Below are 18,204 nucleotides of genomic sequence, written 5' to 3'. Positions count from 1 at the left end.
GTCTAAAAATCGCAGCATGGAACGGCAGTGAAGCACTCGATCCATTCCCCCATATCTTATGGCTGGAGCATCAACAGCTCCCGGATATCCTCCTCGGTCCAGCTCGGTAGCCAATCCTCACCCGATTGGATGACCTCGTCGATCAGATCCTTTTTCTTCTGCTGCAAGGTTATCATCTTATCCTCAATGGTATCCCTGGCTACCATCCGGATCACCTGAACGATTTTCTTCTGTCCGATCCGGTGCGCCCGGTCTGCCGCCTGTTCCTCAACCGCCGGATTCCACCACAGATCATAGAGGATGACCGTATCCGCTCCAGTCAGATTAAGCCCTGTTCCCCCGGCCTTCAAGGAGATCAGAAAAATCTCGCGCTCGCCTTCGTTGAAGCGGCTGCACAGCGAGGCCCGCTCGGCCGGTGGGGTCTGTCCATCGAGGTAAAAGAACGGCACCCCGCGCCGTCCCAGCTCCTGGCTGATCAGCTTCAACATAGTGGTGAACTGCGAGAAGACGAGGACGCGTCTTCCCGCATGGAGGCATTCGGCGAGCGTCTCCAGCAGCTGCTCGAACTTCGCGGAGCTGCCTTCATAGCCTTCCACGAACAATGCAGGGTGACAGCATATTTGTCGCAGGCGGGTCAATCCGGCCAATATCCGGATCCGGCTCTTCTGGAAGCCGTCCTTGGCGAGATGCTTCAGCGTCTCTTGTCTTAGCTTGGCCAAATAAGCCGTATACAGCTTCTTCTGCTCCAGGAGGAGTGCCGAGGACTGCAGTGTCTCGATTTTATCCGGCAGCTCTTTCAGCACATCCGACTTCAGCCTCCGCAGCAAGAAAGGGCGGATCCGCGTTGCGACCGTTTCCCTCGGCAAATCCTGAAAAGCTTTTCGTCCACCGAACAAAGCGGGGAATACCGCGTCATATATGGACCAGAGCTCTTCCATCCGATTTTCCATCGGGGTGCCGGTCAAGGCAAACCGGTACCGGCTGCTGATCGTCTTCACCGCCTGTGCAGTCTGCGTCGCATCATTCTTAAAGGCTTGGGCTTCGTCAAATATCGCGGCGTGGAACATCCGTTTTGCATAATCGGCCATGTCCATGCGAAGCAGCTGATACGAGGTGATCCATACATCCGCCTCCCCTTCACTGCGGATCAGCTTCTTCCGTTCAAGCCGGGAGCCGTCCATGACGGCTGCTCGAATCTCCGGCGCGAACCGGGCAATCTCGCTCTGCCAATTATAAAGCAGAGAAGCCGGGGCCACGATCAGGACGGGTTCTCCAGTCTTTCGAATTTCCGGTAGAAGGGACAGCACGAACGCGATGCTCTGGACCGTTTTTCCAAGACCCATATCATCAGCCAATATTCCGCCGAACCGGTAGTGGGCCAAGGTGCGCATCCACTGGTAGCCATACTTCTGGTAATCTCTCAAGACCGGCTCGAGGCTTGGCGGTACCGGGAAGTCCAGATCATCGGGATGTTTGACATGCTGAAGCATTTGTCTGAGCGATTTGCCCAGTTGTACTGATGATGACGCGCTCTCCCAGCCCAGCAGCTGCAGTCCTTGAACGGCCGGCAATCTGGCTGTACCGTTCTCCGCATAGCTGCTCCATGCCCCTAACCGGTTCATGGCAGCTATGATCGCCTGCAATGCCTCGCCCTCCAAGGGCATCAGCGCGCCGCTCGGGAGACGGTGGTATTTCCGTTTCTCCTCAAGCGAGCGGATCAAGCTCCGAATCTCGGATTCCGGTATGCCGTCAAGCTCAAACTTCAGCTCCAGCCAATCGGTCCGCTCATCGATGTCCACTTTCAATTTCGGCGCAGCATGCTCCCGGAATATTCGCTCCTTCACGGCTGACGTGGCATATACCGTAAGCAGCTTCTCCAGCTCGGGAACGATATGGTGCAGAAATTCAAATTCTGCATCCTCGTCGTTCATATAGTATCCGCCGTCCGTTTTGGCGAAATCCGCCTCCTCCATGAGGCGCAGGATCCGCTGTTCCCGTTCTCCGTCCCGGACGAGAATGGTACTGCCGTCGTGCGCTGCACGGTTTCCGTCGAGGGGATTGATTACGATATCGCCGTATTGAAAATCCAGGCCGGCCAGCAAGCGTCCTCTTACCCGATCAAGGTACAGCTTGGCTTTGAGCTGGGAGCGAATCATTTTATCGGACACGGCCTTTGCAATATGCACGCTTCCGAGCTTCATAAGCCCGGGAATTACCTTCTCCATCATGGATTCCATGATGCCCCCCGATATCGGCACAGCAGGCGGATACGTCCGCTCGAGCAGTTCTTTCATCTCGGATAGCCTGGCCCCATCTTGGGGCGTAAGCTCGGCAAGCTTCCCGTCAACGACGGCGGCTCCGTATTCCTCCAGAATCTGCAGACGGTCCAGCCCCTGAACATACATCACATATTGCGTATCTCCGGACGGTTCCACTTCAAACCGGATCGGAAGCGGCTCCTGGTATGCTTGCAGCTTGTCCGTCAGGATCCCGTCGACCGACAGCAGACAGCTTCCGGACGCAGCCGCCAGCGCTTTGATTTTTGGCCAGAACGAGGGCGTGATGAAGAGCATCCGCTCACTCCCGGCCTTTTTGCCAGGGGGACTGTAAAAGCCGAAGGTCTGCTGAACCATTCGTTCATGGTCGTAAATACGGATCAGCTCCTGGAGCAGGTCGTCATCCTCCTTCTTAAATCCATGCCGCTCCGGATCATAGGTGAAGTTCTTTGTAAACGTGCACGGCTCCAGTCTTCTAACGCATTCCAGAAAATCACGAATCCGGTGCACCGCGTACAGCCGCTTCTGGCCGACTCTCATTTCGATGCCCAACCGATTCTTTCCGCTGCTAAATGGAATCAGCTTTAAGATAAATTCCGTCTGCAAGATCTCCCTTGTGTCAAAACGTGAGGCAGCACTGGAATGCCGATACCCCGGATCGGCGAACAGACCGAGCAGCCGATTGCCGATCTGGGGATCCATCTCCCAATCGTCCGCCGGCATGAACGAATTGCCCTTAGCTCGCGGGGTTAGCAGCCCGTTCTCTTCTTCTCCAGGCTTCGTACCATGCAGCAGGGACGGATACTTCCGTTCGTCACCTTCACTTGGTTGCTCCAGTTCCTGGATTGTCAGCAGCACGGCTGCCATGTGACCGCATCGATGCGACGTTGAATGATGGAAGCCGCAGCTGCATTCCGCAATGATATCTCCTTCTTCATCGATCCGTATCCGGACGATCCCGGATGTTCGATCCGCGACTTCCGCATCATATATCCGGTTATCGAGGTCCCGCTTTAGCATGTGAACCCTGCCGCCCCGGTATAGTTGATGCCCCTTCTCATAGGAGGCTTTTCCGCACCACTGTTTAATGATTCGTTCCGTCAACCGGTTGCTCATCCGTCCAATCCCTTTCTTTCTCGCTTGTTACACAACAGTATACCACGTTCGGAACAAGGTCAGAATTTGCTCGTCTCAGAATACTACACCGGTAAATGCACCTGCATATTGATATATTTGGAAGCACCTACTATGATAAGGATGAAATAATCAATAATGGATTGATACATAAAGGAGTTCGATTGTCATGAAGAAAAAGATAACCGTTCTGCTCTCGCTTGCTCTGCTCACTACTCTTGCACTGGGTCATACCAGCACTGATATTGCAGACGCCAAATCCACCGAAGTGAAAAAATACAAAAACTGCAAAGAGATGAATAAAGATTACCCTGGAGGCGTTGCCCGGTCCGCATCCGTCAAGAACAAAGGCGGCAAGACGAAATACAAGCCTTATGTATCCAAAGCGCTGTATGACGCCAACACAGCCAGGGATCGTGACAAGGATAAGATCGCTTGCGAGCGATAATCGGATAAGCTGCATTGGGCTAAGTTCAATGGGCAAGTTCAATGGATTAAACTCGTACCCGCTAGAAAACAAAAGAAAAGAAAACGAAACTAAAAAACCTGCCGTAGTCGGCAGGTTTTTTAGTTCTATCGGAGCATCCTCCTATAGACGCTTAGAGTACAGCACCGTTTCATCCAGCTTGCCGACGAAATGGCAAAGTCCGGGATAACGCCTGCTTGGACATAACCGAGAGTTCGGTACAAGATGAGGAGACATTTGCCGATCAGATTCCGGGATACTCACTATTCAGAGAGCAGCGACATGATACGCTCTTTCATAAACCGATAGCTGGGTTCATGGTCCTTCTTGGCATAGAATCGAAGCCCGTCGATTCCCTTGAATAATTGGTAACAGAGCAGTCGTTCCCGGAAATGCGGAATGTCGTCACCTTGTTGCTCGACTGCCATCTTCAAACGTTTGGGAAACTCAAGCTGAGGCGCCCATAAATCCATGACCGCAACATCGAACATGAAATCGCCGTACATCGCCATTTCCCAGTCCACAATTCCGGATAATTGGTCCTCTGCCGCCAGCATATTGCCCAAATGAAAATCCCCATGCACGAGATAGCGCTCTTTCGGCGCAAATGCAGCAAGCTCTACCATCTTTTCATACAAGCGGTAAAAGAGGTCCTTCTCCAAAAAGCTGCTGTCAAACAGATCGGTCCAGCCCTCGTAAAATCCTCCCTGGTCCTCGGCGAAGGTAGCCTTGAGGTAATCGGTCCACGTGCCATGCGCTGCTTTGCCCTCAGGCGTGAACCAGCCGTAGCCTTCGCTGTTATCGCCTGCCGTAATCCGGTGAAGGCGAATATACTGCTCGATCAGACTGGGAATGACTTGACGGATGGAAGCCGGCTGAAGCGTGCTGATAGGCACCCCCGGCATTTGATCCGAGATTGAAAAATGGATGGCGCCTGCGTTTCCGATCTTGTATACCTTCGGGACGGGCAAGCCATATACAGCCCCATACCGATCATGGATCCATCGTTCTTTCTCCAGACTGTCGCGATTATCCTTGAAATGAATGACATACGCTTTGCCGTCTTTTTCATAACGGAATACCCTGCTGAGCTCCCCCATCTCGATGGGACTAACGTTCGTTATATGCTCACCCTCAATTTCCCGGAGATGGCTTATGGCTGTATCCGTATCCATCTCAGGCTTGAAGCTCTTCATTGTTCACAACCTCCGTCATTTCGGTGATATCGTCATTTTTGGAGATCTTCCACCTCCGGTATAGCGTTAGAAACAACTCATTCAAATTGCAGGAAAGTCCGGAGGCCGAAAGATGGACGGTTGCATTCGTCATCCTTTTATTCATTCTCATCAGCTTCTGTTTCCACTCAGGCAACCTAGCCAGGATCTCATCCGGATGATGCACCTCGATTCCAATAAACCGCTCATTCATGACTTGGTAAATATCGATGCTTTTAATCTCATTCCATGGAATCGCCACAACGCTTACATAGGAGGAACGATCGATAATTCCCTCATCATTGATAACCAGCGCCGGTTTACGCTGCACAAGCTTACTCGTGGAAAAGACCAGCATCGCTCCGAAAAATACGGTACAGATGAATCCAGCGATCACCAGAACAATTAAACGATCCGCTAAGCCGGCATATAGCATAAAGATTCCGAGCGCAACGAAGAAGAGAGAGCCTAACAAAATTTTGGTTATTTTGGGTTTAATATGGATTTCTTCTTGTCTGTGCACCTGTTTTACACTCCTTATAGCTTTAAATCATATAGGATTGTCTACTCCTTCGCCGGATCCACTTCAAATTCCCGCACGAATACCGCCGTTCCCGTTATGTATACCTCCATTTTCCCAAATTCGCGGTCAACCGTAACCTGGACCCGTCCATCTTTGCCGATCTCCTGTCCCTGCTCAACCATCATCTGTATGGAAGGCCATTCAGGCTGTATGTAGGTTAGATAGTAGGCGCCCATAACACCCGATGCGGTTCCGGTAACAGGATCTTCGATGGTGCCGGAATATGGGGACGAGAAATGTCTGGCATGCATCAGGGCTGACGGATCTATCGTTTCCATGCAGAACGGATGCAGGGAAGCTTTGGGATTCTGCGTTAAAATCTCCGGAAATTTGCGGTTGTTGGGAATCATCCGGCTGAAGCTGTCCAGCTTCTTCACGGGAATCAACAACGTCCAGATTCCGGTACTGCCGTATACAATCGGCTTCGTCAGATCAAGCTCGTCACGATGCAATCCGATCGCTGAGGCCAGCAAGTCCACATCGCCTTCAAATTCGACAAACTGCGGAGAATCCTGCTTCATCGTGATGCTAGGCTGCACGTCGTTATTTTCGAATCTGACCGGCAGTACGCCCGTCTTCGTCTCGATCGTATACGTATCCTTCGCATCCAGCAATCCTCTCGTCTTGAGTGCATACATGGATGCCATCGTCGCATGCCCGCATAGATTCATCTCATGACCAGGCGTAAAATAACGCAGCCGAATATCCGCCTGATCCGAATGCATGACAAACGTCGTTTCATTGAATCCGACCTGTTTGGCAATTTTCAGCATGTCTTCCTCCGTCAAATGATCCGCATCAAGCACGACTCCGGCAGGATTCCCCTTGTCGGGCACGATCGAAAACGCATCATACTGAAACACGGTCACCATGTTCATCGCTCCCCCCACTTTCTCTCATCACGGACGATGAGATCGCATGGATACAATTTGAGAAAATCTTATCACTCCACCTTCCGTAAATCCAGGACAAAATCCGTTTTAATTGTTGAGGTAGGTTCCATGACAGTCTAATGGGCCACAACCCGGGACACAGTATAAAACGAGAGATCGGATAAAATCCCCATCCTATGAAGGCTTTCAAAGCATCAAAATGGGCAGCATGATGCCCGAAAGCACACATGCTGCCCTGAACAAGCCGTTAACTTAGGTGAGCCGGAACATCGACCACACTATGCCTGCAGAGTTCGCCCCGCCCAGGTTCAACGAAATGTTAAGGCCGTTAGCATCGTAAAACAGTCCTACCACGTCACCGGCATTCAATTGTACGTCCCCGGCTAACGCAACATCCCCGCTGCCGAGTACGGCCCGAAGTGTCAGCACAAGGGCGACGTTGACATTCAAGACGGGAAACAGGCCGCTAATCAGGTTCGTTGTTACCGGTGAAGTCCGCCGAGCCACAAAGGCCGGATTCACGCCAGCGCCAAGGGAAACCGTGAGGGCTGTGGTTGTCGAATAGTTTATGGTCGCCTTGATCGCATATCTGCCCGTTACCGGAACGGTGAAATTCCCCGTCACTGGATTGAAGGCTGCATCCGTATAGTAGGGTGATGTCACTGTCCAGTTTGTTAGCTGTGAGGATGTCGTTAAACTAAGTGACGGCAAAAATGCCGAAAAACCAGTCTCTGCGAGACTAGGGCCCGTAAGCCCCGTGGCACCGGTTGCCCCTGTTGCACCGGTGGCACCGGTTACTCCGGTCGCTCCTGTTGCTCCGGTCACTCCTGTTGCTCCGGTCACTCCGGCTGCTCCTACCGCTCCGGTCGGACCCGTTGGCCCCGTCACACCGGTCGCCCCCGTGGCGCCTGTTGCTCCAGTCTCGCCTGTCGCTCCCGTTGCGCCTGTTGCTCCGGTGGCTCCAGTTACTCCGGCTGCACCTACTGCCCCGGTCGGGCCCGTTGGCCCCGTCTCACCTGTCACCCCCGTGGCGCCTGTTGCTCCAGTCTCGCCTGTTGCCCCCGTCGCTCCAGTTGCTCCGGTTTCGCCTGTCGCTCCGGTCGGACCCGTTGGCCCCGTCTCGCCTGTCACCCCTGTGGCGCCTGTTGCTCCAGTTGCTCCTACCGCCCCAGTCGGACCCGTTGGCCCCGTCACGCCCGTCACTCCCGTGGCGCCTGTTGCTCCAGTCTCTCCTGTTGCCCCCGTCGCTCCCGTCACTCCGGCTGCACCTAATGCCCCGGTCGGACCCGTTGGCCCCGTCTCACCTGTCACCCCTGTGGCGCCTGTTGCACCAGTCTCACCTGTTGCCCCCGTGGCTCCTGTAGCTCCCGTCACTCCGGCTGCTCCTACCGCCCCAGTCGGGCCCGTTGGTCCCGTCTCACCTATCCCCCCCGTGGCGCCTGTTGCACAAGTCTCGCCTGTCACTCCCGTAGCGCCTGTTGCTCCAGTTGCTCCCGTCACTCCGGCTGCACCTACTGCCCCGGTCGGGCCCGTTGGTCCCGTCTCGCCTATCGCCCCCGTAGCGCCTGTTGCACCAGTCTCGCCTGTCGCTCCCGTGGCTCCTGTAGCTCCCGTCACTCCGGCTGCTCCTACCGCCCCGGTTGGGCCCGTTGGCCCCGTCTCACCGGTCGCCCCTGTGGCGCCTGTTGCTCCAGTCTCGCCTGTCGCTCCCGTGGCGCCAGTTGCACCAGTCTCTCCCGTTGGGCCAGTTGGCCCCGTTGCACCCGTTTGACCTGTTGGACCCCTAACACCTGTTGCACCGGTCGGGCCTGTGGCACCGGTTGGCCCCGTCTCACCTGTGGCTCCTGTGACACCCGTAGCTCCGGTTACGCCAGTTGAACCAGTTGCGCCTGTCGCTCCGGTCACTCCCTTCGGATCCATTGGATTGCAAGAGCCGCATGGTGCATGATCGCCACGAACCAGCGACAGCACCTGACTTAATTTATTGTGCAGCGCTAACTGCTTCTTGGTCAGCTCCTGAATGGTCTGCCGGATGCTCTCATTAACCTTCAGCACATCCGTAATCGATGAGGGAGGCCCTGTAACTCCAGGGATCGTGCCCAGCACAAACTGCAGTTTCTCCCCTTCTGCATGAATGATGTGACTTAACCCCAGTTCCTCCATTGCGATGGAAGTCAGCAGCTGATTAATGGCTTTCTCCCGATCCGGCACAGCACTGGGATTGACTTTCGATGAACTGTCATCCCGCATACGGCACCTCCCGTCACTCCATTACGCGCAAGCAATGCCTACAATCGAAGATCCCGCTAACTTTAATCCTTCAACAAGGCCGCAATCTGATTGAATTTCATCTGCAGCATCATTTCCCGCATCGTCACTTCCTCCATTAGACTTCTGGCAGAAGCCTGCACCGCCATGTAATCTGGAAAGGATAGGTCTCCCGGGGGATTGGAGCCCGGATGCAGTGTACCGGCAATGTACTGCAGCTTCTCAGCCTCCGCGTTGATGATATGGGCAAGGGCTATTTCTTCTATAGCGATGGAGGCAAGCAGCCGCAGTACGCTTTGTCGGATATCCGCAGAAATGTCCATGCCGGACGAAAGCTCCATCCAGCTCATTCCAATCCCCCTTTGTCACCCTTCGTATTGCCCGTCAGAGCACAGCACAGGTCTATTTTAGCTTCAACAATATATTGGTATATGGAGAGGACATGCCCATCCGCGCTTCCTTTGAGGCTGGTCGATTCATGACTCCTGGTCCGTCCTGCTCGAAGGGCTTGTATGCACGAAACATACTCACGAAATGCTGCCTCCGCAGCCTCAATCGATGACACCAGCTCCTTGACCACGAAAAGCTCGGCATCATTGCCCGCTGAATGCTTCATCGGCTGCTCCTCATCCTCATCATCTTCATCCCATTGACCACCCAGCTCCATGACGTTCTCTAGCTTGCGGAGAAGCAGCCACTCCTTCATGACAATGACATCCATCAGCTTCGCTGCCTGATTGCCAAGCTTGATGAGGTCGGCACGGGACATATCGACCCGCTTGCCGGACTGCCCAAGAACGGCTTTTATTTTATCCGCCTCCGCATGCATCAAATGCGCGATCGCATTTTCCTCCATGGCGATGGATTTCAATAAGTCGATAATGACCTGCTCTCTGGTCGGTCTGAATTTCTCTTCGGGAATAAGCGGCATGCTCAAGATATGACCCCCTTCGAGGAATGAAGTCAGCATCGCACGGGTGGATTAACGACGAGTCATTCCCATCTATTATTAGCCTATTGGCTGCCAGGCGCCGATATTCGCGGATATTGCCCCGAAATCGCATGGTTCCACATCTCTTCAGGTTCAGATCACTGGCGGAGATGAATATATCTTTAATATTTAAAGAAGGTTGGAAGCGAGGGAATGGCGATTGGTCAGTATCAGTCTGTGCATGATTGTCAAAGACGAAGAGCAGGTCCTTCACCGCTGTCTGTCGTGTGTATCGCATATCGTGGACGAAATCCTCATTGTGGATACAGGCTCAATGGATGGCACCAAAAACATTGCCCGCTCGTTCACGAACCGGGTCTACGATTTTGAATGGATCGACGACTTTGCAGCCGCCCGGAATTATGCCTTCAGTCTGGCCTCCAAAGACTATATTCTCTGGCTGGATGCAGACGACGTGCTGCTCGAGAATGATCAACAAAAGCTCCGCCATTTGAAGGACACGCTGGATCCGAGCACCGATTCTGTGACCATGCTTTATCACCTGCGTACCGATGAATATGGCAACGTTACCTTCAGCTTGCGGCGCAACCGTCTGGTTAAGCGGAGCCGGGATTACCGCTGGATCGGTGCGGTCCATGAGTATTTGGAGGTGTACGGAAACATCATTCACAGTGACGTGGCGATTACCCATGCCAGCTCGGAAATCGACACGGACTCCGGCAGAAACTTGCGGATCTATAAGAGGCTCGAGGCATCCGGCGAGGCGTTCACACCGCGTGATTTGTTCTATTATGCAAATGAATGGAAAGATCACCGCAACTTCCGGAAGGCGATTGAATATTACGAAAAATTTCTAGAGACCCAATCAGGCTGGATCGAGGACGTTTTGGCAGCCTGCAGCAGGCTGGCAGATTGCCACCATGAGCTCGGCGACGCTCAGGCATCGTTCGAAGCGTCGGTGAGATCGCTGCAGTATGCGGCGCCTCGTCCGGAGTTTTGCTGCCGCATCGGATACCGCTTCTTGGAAAAAGGGGATTACACCACCGCGGTCTTCTGGTATACACTTGCAACCGGGCTTGAGTTGCCCGCTGACCATATGGGGTTTCAAAACGCCTCCTTTCATACTTGGCTTCCCCACCTCCAGCTCGCGGTCTGCTATGACCGGATCGGAAAGTACGAGCTGGCCAATGAACATAACGAGAAGGCATTGTCCTATCGGCCAGAGGATGCCACGATGCTGGCAAACCGGGAGTATTTCCGCAACAGGCTGCACCCAAACGAAAACGACCTATAAGCCAGGAGAAAGGCGGCGCTTGCTATTGACTACGAAACGAATCCGCGTTCTGATCGGCAGTCCTGTCCGGCAGCAGCCGGAAATTTTAAAGTTTTTCCTGGATTCGCTGCTCCGGCTTGATCGGGAACGACTTGAGATTAGCTACTATTTCATTGACGACAATACAGATCGTGATTCCAGCTTGAAATTAAGTGAATTTATACTGCAAAGCCCGCGCGTGATCATTCAAGCTGCCCACCGCCGGGACGAGTACCTGCGTAACGAAACGACGCATTATTGGAATGATTCGTTAATCTGGAAGGTCGCGGACTACAAAAATAAAATCATTCAATACGCGCTTGACCTGCGGTTCGATTATCTATTTCTGCTCGATTCCGATTTGCTGCTGCATCCCGCCACCCTGCAGCATCTAATTGCATCGGACAAGGATATTCTGTCCGAAATTTTCTGGACGAGGTGGCAGCCTGAAGCCAGGCCGCAGCCCCAAGTATGGCTCAAGGACGAGTACACGCAGTGGGTTCAGCATCGGGGAGAAGTCCTGAACGAAGCCCAGAAGGAGGAGCGCTACCAAGCATTCATTCAGCAGCTGACGGAGCCGGGAATCTATGAAGTCGGCGGGCTCGGAGCCTGTACCTTGATCAGCCGGAAGGCCCTTCTCTGCGGTGTCCATTATGCTCCGATTTATAATTTGTCGTTCTGGGGAGAGGACCGGCACTTCAGTATTCGCGCTGCCGCACTCGGCTTTACGTTGTACGTGGATACGCATTATCCCGCATTTCATGTCTACCGGGACAGCGATCTTCCCGATGCGGCGGCCTATATGCAGCATACCGGAGCTGATCCTGACCTGAACAAGGAGGTCCCTCCTCAGCCTCCTCAGTCGGATCCCAGCCTGCCCGGGTCCCGTCTTTTCTCCCCCGTACTGGTTAGCCGCGGCCGGGATCAACCGTCCTTAACGCTGACTATGGTCCTGAAAAATGAAGGAGAACGCTACCTGCGGCAAGCACTGATGCGGCACCGCGAGTACATTCATCAAGCGGTTATTATTGATGACGGCAGCACGGACATTACCGTTGAAGTATGTCTTGAGGTTCTCAAAGGGATTCCGCTCCGTCTGATCGTGAATGAGCACTCCATGTTTCATAACGAGATTGAACTTCGGAAACGGCAGTGGCAGGCATTGACGGAGGTGCAGCCCGAATGGATTTTGAATCTGGATGCCGACGAATGGTTTGAGCCGTGCTTTGCCAAAGAACTGCCGAAGATGTTACGTCAATCCGTCTATGATGTGTTCTGCTTCCGGCTTTATGATATGTGGAGCAACAGCCATTACCGGGAAGACGAATGCTGGCGATCCCATCATTATTACCGGCCGTTCCTGGTGCGTTACCGGCCGGATTTTCACTATGAATGGAAGGAAACCGCGCAGCATTGCGGCCGCTATCCGGCTAACATTCTGGACCTGCCGCATCAGCTGTCCTCTGTCCGCCTTCAGCATTACGGATGGGCGAAGCCGGAGGACAGGCTGAACAAGCTCCGCCGCTACCAGAGTCTCGATCCGGAGGCGCGCTATGGGTGGAGGGCCCAATACGAATCCATTCTGGATGAAGCGCCAACGCTTATTGAATGGTCCGAATCATAGATACCATAGAAGGAAGCGATGAGATATGAAACTGATTCATACACTGCCGTTTTTCGTTCGCACCGACTCGCGCGAGGAAGATTTGGAGATGGCAGAGCTCGCTTTACGCAGCCTGCGCATTTCCGTCGATGAAGGCATCGTTGTCTATAACCAAGGCTGCCTCTCCAACGAGGAGCTTCGGCGATGGATGCAGCGCCTTGGCCATGCACCCGTAATCCTGGGCGACGGCTCGAACGCCGGCATCGTCCGGGCAAGACAATCCTGCTTCGAGTTTATTTGGCAGGAATATCCGGATGTCGGTTATATATCCGAAATTCATATCGATATGTTGTTCCCTCCCGGCTGGTGCGAGCCGTTGATCCGCTACCTTGTCCGTACCGGCGAGCCGATGGTTTCGCCCGGCATCGTTACGTCGAGCGGTGAGCTTCAGCCTCTTCGAACATTCATTCAACTGCCGGAAACTAACGGGAAGCTGATCGAAACCCTGCAGCAGCTTTCGCGAGGCGATGTGATGGAAGGCTTCGTGCACCCGGTTGTGCATCATGCGGCGACATTACGGGAGATTGGCGGCTATGACCCCCGCTTTCTGCCCGGCAAGCAAGGATACGAGGATGATTCTCTGCTTCTTGGCATGCTCTATTACATGGGAACCCGAACCGGTTGGAGGCCGAAATGCTGTCTGGAGTCATGGGTCTACCACGCCACGATGGCCCAGCGGATGTCACTATCCGGAAGGGAAACCGATTTTTCTAAAAATGAAGAAGGACTGGTTCATCAGTACGGCGCCTACGGATGGAAGCATTTGGCGGATATTCATGGCGGATCGGAGGAGTTTCGGCGTCTGTTCGTTAAATATACGCCGGTTCATGAAGAGGAGGCAGAATCGATGCCAGAGATCGACAGGCAGAAGCGGGTTTGGGATCAGCTGTGGACACAGGAAGTGTCGTATCATTGGGATTCGCTCAGCCAAACGATTTACGATAAGATTCTCGGGGTTATCGGAGAAATCCGGAACAAGCGTATTCTCGAAGCAGGCTCAGGCACCGGGAAAATCTCGCTGCGCCTTGCATCCGAAGGAGCCGAGGTCACGTTGGCGGATTATTCCGAGCAAGCGATCTATCAAAGTCGGAACGCATTCTTAAAAGATCACATTCCCGGCACCTTCGTCGTATCGGATATCCGCAACCTGCAGCTTCCAGATCAACATTTCAATCTTGTTTGGAATGCCGGTGTGCTTGAGCATTTTCAGATGGAGGATCGCATCAGGATGCTGAAGGAAATGAAGCGGGTCACTGCGCCGGGAGGCACGATTCTCGTGCTCACCCCTTATGCCGAATGCTTGCCATACCGAGCAGGCAAAGAAGCTGCCGAGCAGCTCGGAACCTGGATGTACGGGGACGAATTTCCGGTATCCTCCCTTAAGGAGGAGTTTGCCGCCAGCGGAATTGCGATGATCCAAGAGGAAAGCATCGGGTTCCTCGAGAGCCTTCCCTTCCTTGATTTCATCCAGGGTGCCCAGATGGTGAAGCACTGGCTGGAGCAGTGGTACCAAGGGCTTTCAAATGAGGAAAAAGCTCGCATCCCCGGCTACCTCCTAGTCAGCATCGGCAGCGTCGAAGACGGCGGTGCCTTCGCCCCTGAGGAGCAGATTACGGCACGCAGCTCTTGCGCAGTGAGCCGTCCGGCGCTTTAGGACCACGGTATCGACATGACAAACATCAGGCCGGAACAAACAGCAGCCCGCCTCATGGTTTGAACTGTGACCCGATTTGTGGACAGTTTGAAATAAACCGCCTAGAGCTTAGCTAGCAAGCAGATGACCTCTGAATTCATCGGGGGTCATCTTTTTTAATGTCCACTGGTATCGTTCTGAGTTGTAGTAGCTTATGTACTCCTTCACTCGCACCCTCACTTCATCAATAGTTTGGCAATCGCTAAAATCAACGTCGTCTTTCAAGTGACCGAAGAATGATTCCATCGGGGCGTTGTCCCAGCAATTGCCTTTGCGCGACATCGACTGCTTAAATCCTGCCTTAGCAATGAGAAGACGGGTTTTAGGATGCGTGTAGTGCATCCCTTGGTCGGAGTGCAGAATCGCTTCTGGATGAATGTTTCCATCTAATCGCTCTAAAAGACGCTGTAGCGTCCGCTCGACAATTGGAAGCTCGAGTGTTGCTGCCACGCTGTCGGCAAGGATCTGCCTGGTCGCCCCGTCCTTCACGCAGGAAAGGTATGCCCAGTGTCCGCTTCCATAGCGCAAATAAGTGATGTCAGTGAGAAACACTTTCTCAGGTTCGCCTTGGTCAAACTTTCGCTCCAGCAGGTTCGGACACGTCTTGTGCTCTTGAGTTGCCTTAGCCATCTTGCGGTAGGGGTTCGCCTGACGGATTACGGCTACCAAGCCTGCCTTTTTCATAAGCCGGCGAATCTTCTTGTGGTTCATGACAACGCCGCTTATCTGTTCCAGCCGCATCTTAATCACAAGCGCACCTGCTTTGCCGCGGAGCGCGTCAAAGTGCTGCTTGATGAGAAGGATGTCCTGCTCGTCGGCGGCAGCACGAAGTTGACGATCTTCTTCCGTCCCCAGCCACCTGTAATAGCCGCTTGGACTTACTTCCACGAGCTCGCATAGATAGCGTGTCATTCGTTTCAGGCCATATGCCCGAATGGTGCGATTTATGATCTCATAGCGCTCGGAGGGCGTCAGCGTTTCTTCTTCTGCCGATCGAGCGCTTCGAGCTTTTTTAGCATGTCCACTTGAGCTTCAAGCAGTTTGATCTGGGCCTTAGCCCGTTTCAATTCTTCTTCGGCTGACAACTGACCAGTTGGCTTGCGCCCTGTACTGCCCTTACCGCGCCGCTCTGTAGCCAAACCTTCCTCACCGTACAGTTCGAAGGTTTCACGCCACCGTTTTAAGCTGTCCTTGGGCTTCTTATGACCAATAACGTCCAGGTCGAAGCCGGCACGAATAAAGATTTCTGAAGGTGTCTGCCCCTGCTTGTAGGCTTTCAGCGCCTCCAGCTTGAATGCAGGTGTGTATGTAATGGCCGCCTCGGTCACATGGTGTACGTTTGGATTCTCCTCCAGCTTCCTCATTTGCTCCTCGGTAAAGAGCACCCGTTTCAACTTCCCCATTCTCGTATCACTCCTCGTCACATACCTTGATTAAAACACAAATGACCCACAAGAAGTCACTTTTTTCAAAGTGTCCATCTTATGGGTCACAGTTCAGTTCGAGGCGGGCTGCTGTTTTTCTCTTATTTTACATAAACGGTAATGCTGACGGTCTTCGAATCGAATTTGCCTTTAATTCGGGCAGTTCCTTTGGCAATCGCCTCGATTCGTCCGTTTGTCACTTTGGCAACGCTGGCGTTGCTTGTCGTCCATACGACCTTATCGGCAACATTAGCCGTCGCACCCGTATCATACTCGGCGGTTACCGTAACCGTCTTGATATCTCCCGGCTTCAGGTCCAGCCGCTTGTCGCTGGCGGTCAATTTCTTCAGCTTCGGCACGACATTGACCTTCACCTTAACTTCTTTACCTTGATAAGACCCCGTAATGGTTGCCGTTCCTTCGGCCACCGCTTTAACCGATGTTCTGGACGCCGTCACGATGGATGTATCGGAAGAGGTCCAGTTCATTTTAGATGAAAGCGAGATGGTCTTGCCGTTGCTGAAATAGCCTGTTGCCTTGATCGATTTGGACTTCTTAATGTTAAGTTCAATCGTTTCAGGCTCTACAACGATCTTGACCACTTCCTGCTCAACGGCAACCGGAATCTTGACATCCTTGTTAAGATAGGTTCCTTTCAGCGTGGTTGAACCCTTGGTCAAGCCTTTAATCGTACCGTCCTTGATGACCGCAGCCGCAGAGGAACCTGTAAGCGACCATTCGACCAGGGAGGTTACATCCTTCTCCTCGCCGTCTTCAAATACGGCGTTCACTTTCGGCAGCGTCTCTGTTTTGCCGATGACCAGCTGGTACTCTTCAATTTCAGGCAATAGAACCAGGACGCGCTCGTTCACCGTAACGTGAACCGTGGCTACCTCTTTCGAACCGATCTTTCCGGTCAAAGTAGCGGTTCCTGCATCGACTGCCTTGAACTTGCTGCTCTCTGCCGTTACAACGTTCTCGTCACTGGAAGTCCAAACAACCTCTCCGCTGAAATCCTTCTTCTCGTTATCCAGGAGAAGCCCCGTAACTTTAGGATAAGATTTGGACTCATCCTTCAGCAGCTCGATATCGCTATCTTCCACTTCGAACTTCGTCACGGTCGGATGTACCTTGACGGTGAATTCCTTGCTGATGCCAAGATAGCTGACCTTAATGGTGGAAGTTCCCGCAGCGCGGGCAGTAAGCACGCCTTGGTCTACCGTAACGGCAAGCGGATTGGAGGAGGTCCATTCTCCGTTCACTTCGATCGAAGAGGTAGCCGCATTACGAACGAGTGTCTTGATTGTCACCGATTCGTTCATAAACATTACCGGATTTTTTACGAAATCAGTCTGATCCAGAATCAACGCTTCATATGGATTGCGTACATACACATCAAGCTTGGCGGTAGTGCCCAGATAGCTGACGCTAATGGTCGCTTTCCCCAAGGCCACCGGCTTCAGCTTGCCGTCCTCCACGTCCGCAACAGCCGGGTTGGAGGATTTCAGCTTGACCTTATCGGTGACATCCGTGCCGAGTCCGCTCTCCGTTTCGGATTGCTTCGCGTACACCTTCAGTTCAATCGGCGCATCCCCGACCAACAGCTCTTGATCTTCACCTGGTACGATCGAAAGCTTCTGGTAAGGAGCGATGACCTTTACGCTGTATGATGCCTTGAGTCCCTTGTACTCTGCCGTAATGGTCGCCGTGCCAAGGCCTTCGAGCGTCAGCTCGCCTTTATTCACCTTCACGACGCTCTCGTCGGAGGAGGTCCATTTGGCTTCTGTCGTTACATCGTTTGTCCCGTCGGCCAACGCTTTGACCGTCAAGCCTTCGGTTCCGAGCTTGTACTCGGCTTTGTCGGGCTGATCCAGCTTCAGTTCATCAATGGCGTACTGGACATTGACTTCGATCGTCTTGATGGCCCCTTTATATTTGGCCGTGATTCGGGCCGAACCCTTTTCCAGCGGTGTCAGAAGTCCGCCGTCTACCCGGACGATCCGCGTATTGGAGGAGGTCCAAGTCGCTTCATTGGTTACGTCGCGTTTGGATGTCGTTCCTTCAATGTTGGCCAGCACCCGGAGCTGCTCCGTAGTCTCGTTTACGATCAGGTGGATGGTGCTTTCATTCGTATCAAATTCAATGGATGTTACATCCCCGGAGGCGGCGAATACGCTGGTTGGAAAAACCATCGCCAACATCATCACAACGACCAAAGCAAGCTTCGTTGTCTTTCTGTGTAAGCTCATTTATTTCTCTCCTTTGTACCTAGCCTGGGCAAGGCTTTTTTTCCGGTCTATCTGTTATATCGACAGCCCGGGCGTTC

14 protein-coding genes are annotated in these 18,204 nt (G+C 53.2%); 4 read left to right on the top strand and 10 right to left on the bottom strand.

Features of this window, described 5'->3' with window-relative positions:
* Positions 1-56: 56 nt before the first annotated feature.
* Positions 57-3,392: a DEAD/DEAH box helicase gene (locus tag MKX76_RS02580; protein ID WP_341032939.1), complete on the bottom strand. Its 3,336-nt coding sequence runs from the start codon at positions 3,390-3,392 to the stop codon at positions 57-59.
* A gap of 187 nt (positions 3,393-3,579) precedes the next feature.
* On the opposite strand from MKX76_RS02580, the gene MKX76_RS02575 reads away from it, so the two are divergent.
* The gene (locus MKX76_RS02575) at positions 3,580-3,858 is read left to right on the top strand and encodes an excalibur calcium-binding domain-containing protein (RefSeq protein WP_007132213.1); all 279 of its coding nucleotides are present in this window, start codon (positions 3,580-3,582) and stop codon (positions 3,856-3,858) included.
* A 281-nt stretch (positions 3,859-4,139) separates the two neighbouring features.
* Here the strand turns inward: MKX76_RS02575 and MKX76_RS02570 are convergent, their stop codons facing one another.
* The 6 genes from MKX76_RS02570 to MKX76_RS02545 all read right to left on the bottom strand — a co-directional run bounded on the left by MKX76_RS02570 (position 4,140) and on the right by MKX76_RS02545 (position 9,771).
* Positions 4,140-5,072 carry a phosphotransferase family protein gene (locus MKX76_RS02570; protein WP_341032937.1) on the bottom strand — a complete coding sequence of 311 codons (933 nt, stop codon included), beginning with the start codon at positions 5,070-5,072 and terminating at the stop codon, positions 4,140-4,142.
* Entirely contained in the window at positions 5,053-5,613 is a 561-nt protein-coding gene (locus tag MKX76_RS02565) for an STM3941 family protein (RefSeq protein WP_341032936.1), read from the bottom strand. The genes MKX76_RS02570 and MKX76_RS02565 overlap by 20 nt, the downstream gene beginning before the upstream one ends.
* Before the next feature lie 41 nt (positions 5,614-5,654).
* Positions 5,655-6,551 carry a PhzF family phenazine biosynthesis protein gene (locus MKX76_RS02560; protein WP_341032935.1) on the bottom strand — a complete coding sequence of 299 codons (897 nt, stop codon included), beginning with the start codon at positions 6,549-6,551 and terminating at the stop codon, positions 5,655-5,657.
* A 267-nt stretch (positions 6,552-6,818) separates the two neighbouring features.
* Positions 6,819-8,816 carry a hypothetical protein gene (locus tag MKX76_RS02555; RefSeq protein WP_341032933.1) on the bottom strand — a complete coding sequence of 666 codons (1,998 nt, stop codon included), beginning with the start codon at positions 8,814-8,816 and terminating at the stop codon, positions 6,819-6,821.
* A gap of 62 nt (positions 8,817-8,878) precedes the next feature.
* Complete coding sequence (locus MKX76_RS02550; protein WP_341032932.1) at positions 8,879-9,184, bottom strand: hypothetical protein; 306 nt, start codon at positions 9,182-9,184, stop codon at positions 8,879-8,881.
* A complete protein-coding gene (locus MKX76_RS02545) occupies positions 9,181-9,771 on the bottom strand; it encodes a hypothetical protein (protein ID WP_341032931.1) in 591 nt (196 codons plus the stop codon). The genes MKX76_RS02550 and MKX76_RS02545 overlap by 4 nt, the downstream gene beginning before the upstream one ends.
* A gap of 214 nt (positions 9,772-9,985) precedes the next feature.
* Here MKX76_RS02545 and MKX76_RS02540 point away from each other — a divergent pair, with 214 nt between their 5' ends.
* From MKX76_RS02540 to MKX76_RS02530, 3 genes are read left to right on the top strand one after another with little or no spacing between them, the layout of a single operon-like run.
* Positions 9,986-11,080 (top strand): glycosyltransferase, encoded by a 1,095-nt coding sequence (locus tag MKX76_RS02540; protein WP_341032930.1) that lies wholly within the window; start codon positions 9,986-9,988, stop codon positions 11,078-11,080.
* Positions 11,081-11,105: 25 nt separating this feature from the next.
* Positions 11,106-12,722 (top strand): glycosyltransferase, encoded by a 1,617-nt coding sequence (locus tag MKX76_RS02535; protein WP_341032929.1) that lies wholly within the window; start codon positions 11,106-11,108, stop codon positions 12,720-12,722.
* A 25-nt stretch (positions 12,723-12,747) separates the two neighbouring features.
* Positions 12,748-14,415, top strand: coding sequence for a class I SAM-dependent methyltransferase (locus MKX76_RS02530; protein WP_341032928.1), 1,668 nt, complete (start codon positions 12,748-12,750; stop codon positions 14,413-14,415).
* A gap of 108 nt (positions 14,416-14,523) precedes the next feature.
* Here the strand turns inward: MKX76_RS02530 and MKX76_RS02525 are convergent, their stop codons facing one another.
* The 3 genes from MKX76_RS02525 to MKX76_RS02515 all read right to left on the bottom strand — a co-directional run bounded on the left by MKX76_RS02525 (position 14,524) and on the right by MKX76_RS02515 (position 18,127).
* The gene (locus MKX76_RS02525; protein ID WP_244152659.1) at positions 14,524-15,390 is read right to left on the bottom strand and encodes an IS3 family transposase; all 867 of its coding nucleotides are present in this window, start codon (positions 15,388-15,390) and stop codon (positions 14,524-14,526) included.
* A 35-nt stretch (positions 15,391-15,425) separates the two neighbouring features.
* The gene (locus MKX76_RS02520) at positions 15,426-15,857 is read right to left on the bottom strand and encodes an HTH domain-containing protein (RefSeq protein ID WP_007127449.1); all 432 of its coding nucleotides are present in this window, start codon (positions 15,855-15,857) and stop codon (positions 15,426-15,428) included.
* A gap of 122 nt (positions 15,858-15,979) precedes the next feature.
* Complete coding sequence (locus MKX76_RS02515) at positions 15,980-18,127, bottom strand: Ig-like domain-containing protein (protein ID WP_341032927.1); 2,148 nt, start codon at positions 18,125-18,127, stop codon at positions 15,980-15,982.
* Positions 18,128-18,204: the final 77 nt, after the last annotated feature.

Origin of the sequence: Paenibacillus sp. FSL R5-0810 (assembly GCF_038002285.1) — a bacterium.
In the GTDB taxonomy this organism is placed as follows: Bacteria; Bacillota; Bacilli; order Paenibacillales; family Paenibacillaceae; genus Paenibacillus_AQ; species Paenibacillus_AQ lactis.
Note: the sequence above shows the minus strand (reverse complement) of the source record. Positions and strands in the feature narration are given on the sequence as shown.

What these genes read in the sequence shown, in the direction of transcription:
- MKX76_RS02580 (WP_341032939.1), bottom strand. Translation starts at nt 3,392, where the DNA reads ATGAGCAACCGGTTGACGGAACGAATCATTAAACAGTGGTGCGGAAAA.
- MKX76_RS02575 (WP_007132213.1), top strand. Translation starts at nt 3,580, where the DNA reads ATGAAGAAAAAGATAACCGTTCTGCTCTCGCTTGCTCTGCTCACTACT.
- MKX76_RS02570 (WP_341032937.1), bottom strand. Translation starts at nt 5,072, where the DNA reads ATGAAGAGCTTCAAGCCTGAGATGGATACGGATACAGCCATAAGCCAT.
- MKX76_RS02560 (WP_341032935.1), bottom strand. Translation starts at nt 6,551, where the DNA reads ATGAACATGGTGACCGTGTTTCAGTATGATGCGTTTTCGATCGTGCCC.
- MKX76_RS02555 (WP_341032933.1), bottom strand. Translation starts at nt 8,816, where the DNA reads ATGCGGGATGACAGTTCATCGAAAGTCAATCCCAGTGCTGTGCCGGAT.
- MKX76_RS02550 (WP_341032932.1), bottom strand. Translation starts at nt 9,184, where the DNA reads ATGAGCTGGATGGAGCTTTCGTCCGGCATGGACATTTCTGCGGATATC.
- MKX76_RS02530 (WP_341032928.1), top strand. Translation starts at nt 12,748, where the DNA reads ATGAAACTGATTCATACACTGCCGTTTTTCGTTCGCACCGACTCGCGC.
- MKX76_RS02520 (WP_007127449.1), bottom strand. Translation starts at nt 15,857, where the DNA reads ATGGGGAAGTTGAAACGGGTGCTCTTTACCGAGGAGCAAATGAGGAAG.
- MKX76_RS02515 (WP_341032927.1), bottom strand. Translation starts at nt 18,127, where the DNA reads ATGAGCTTACACAGAAAGACAACGAAGCTTGCTTTGGTCGTTGTGATG.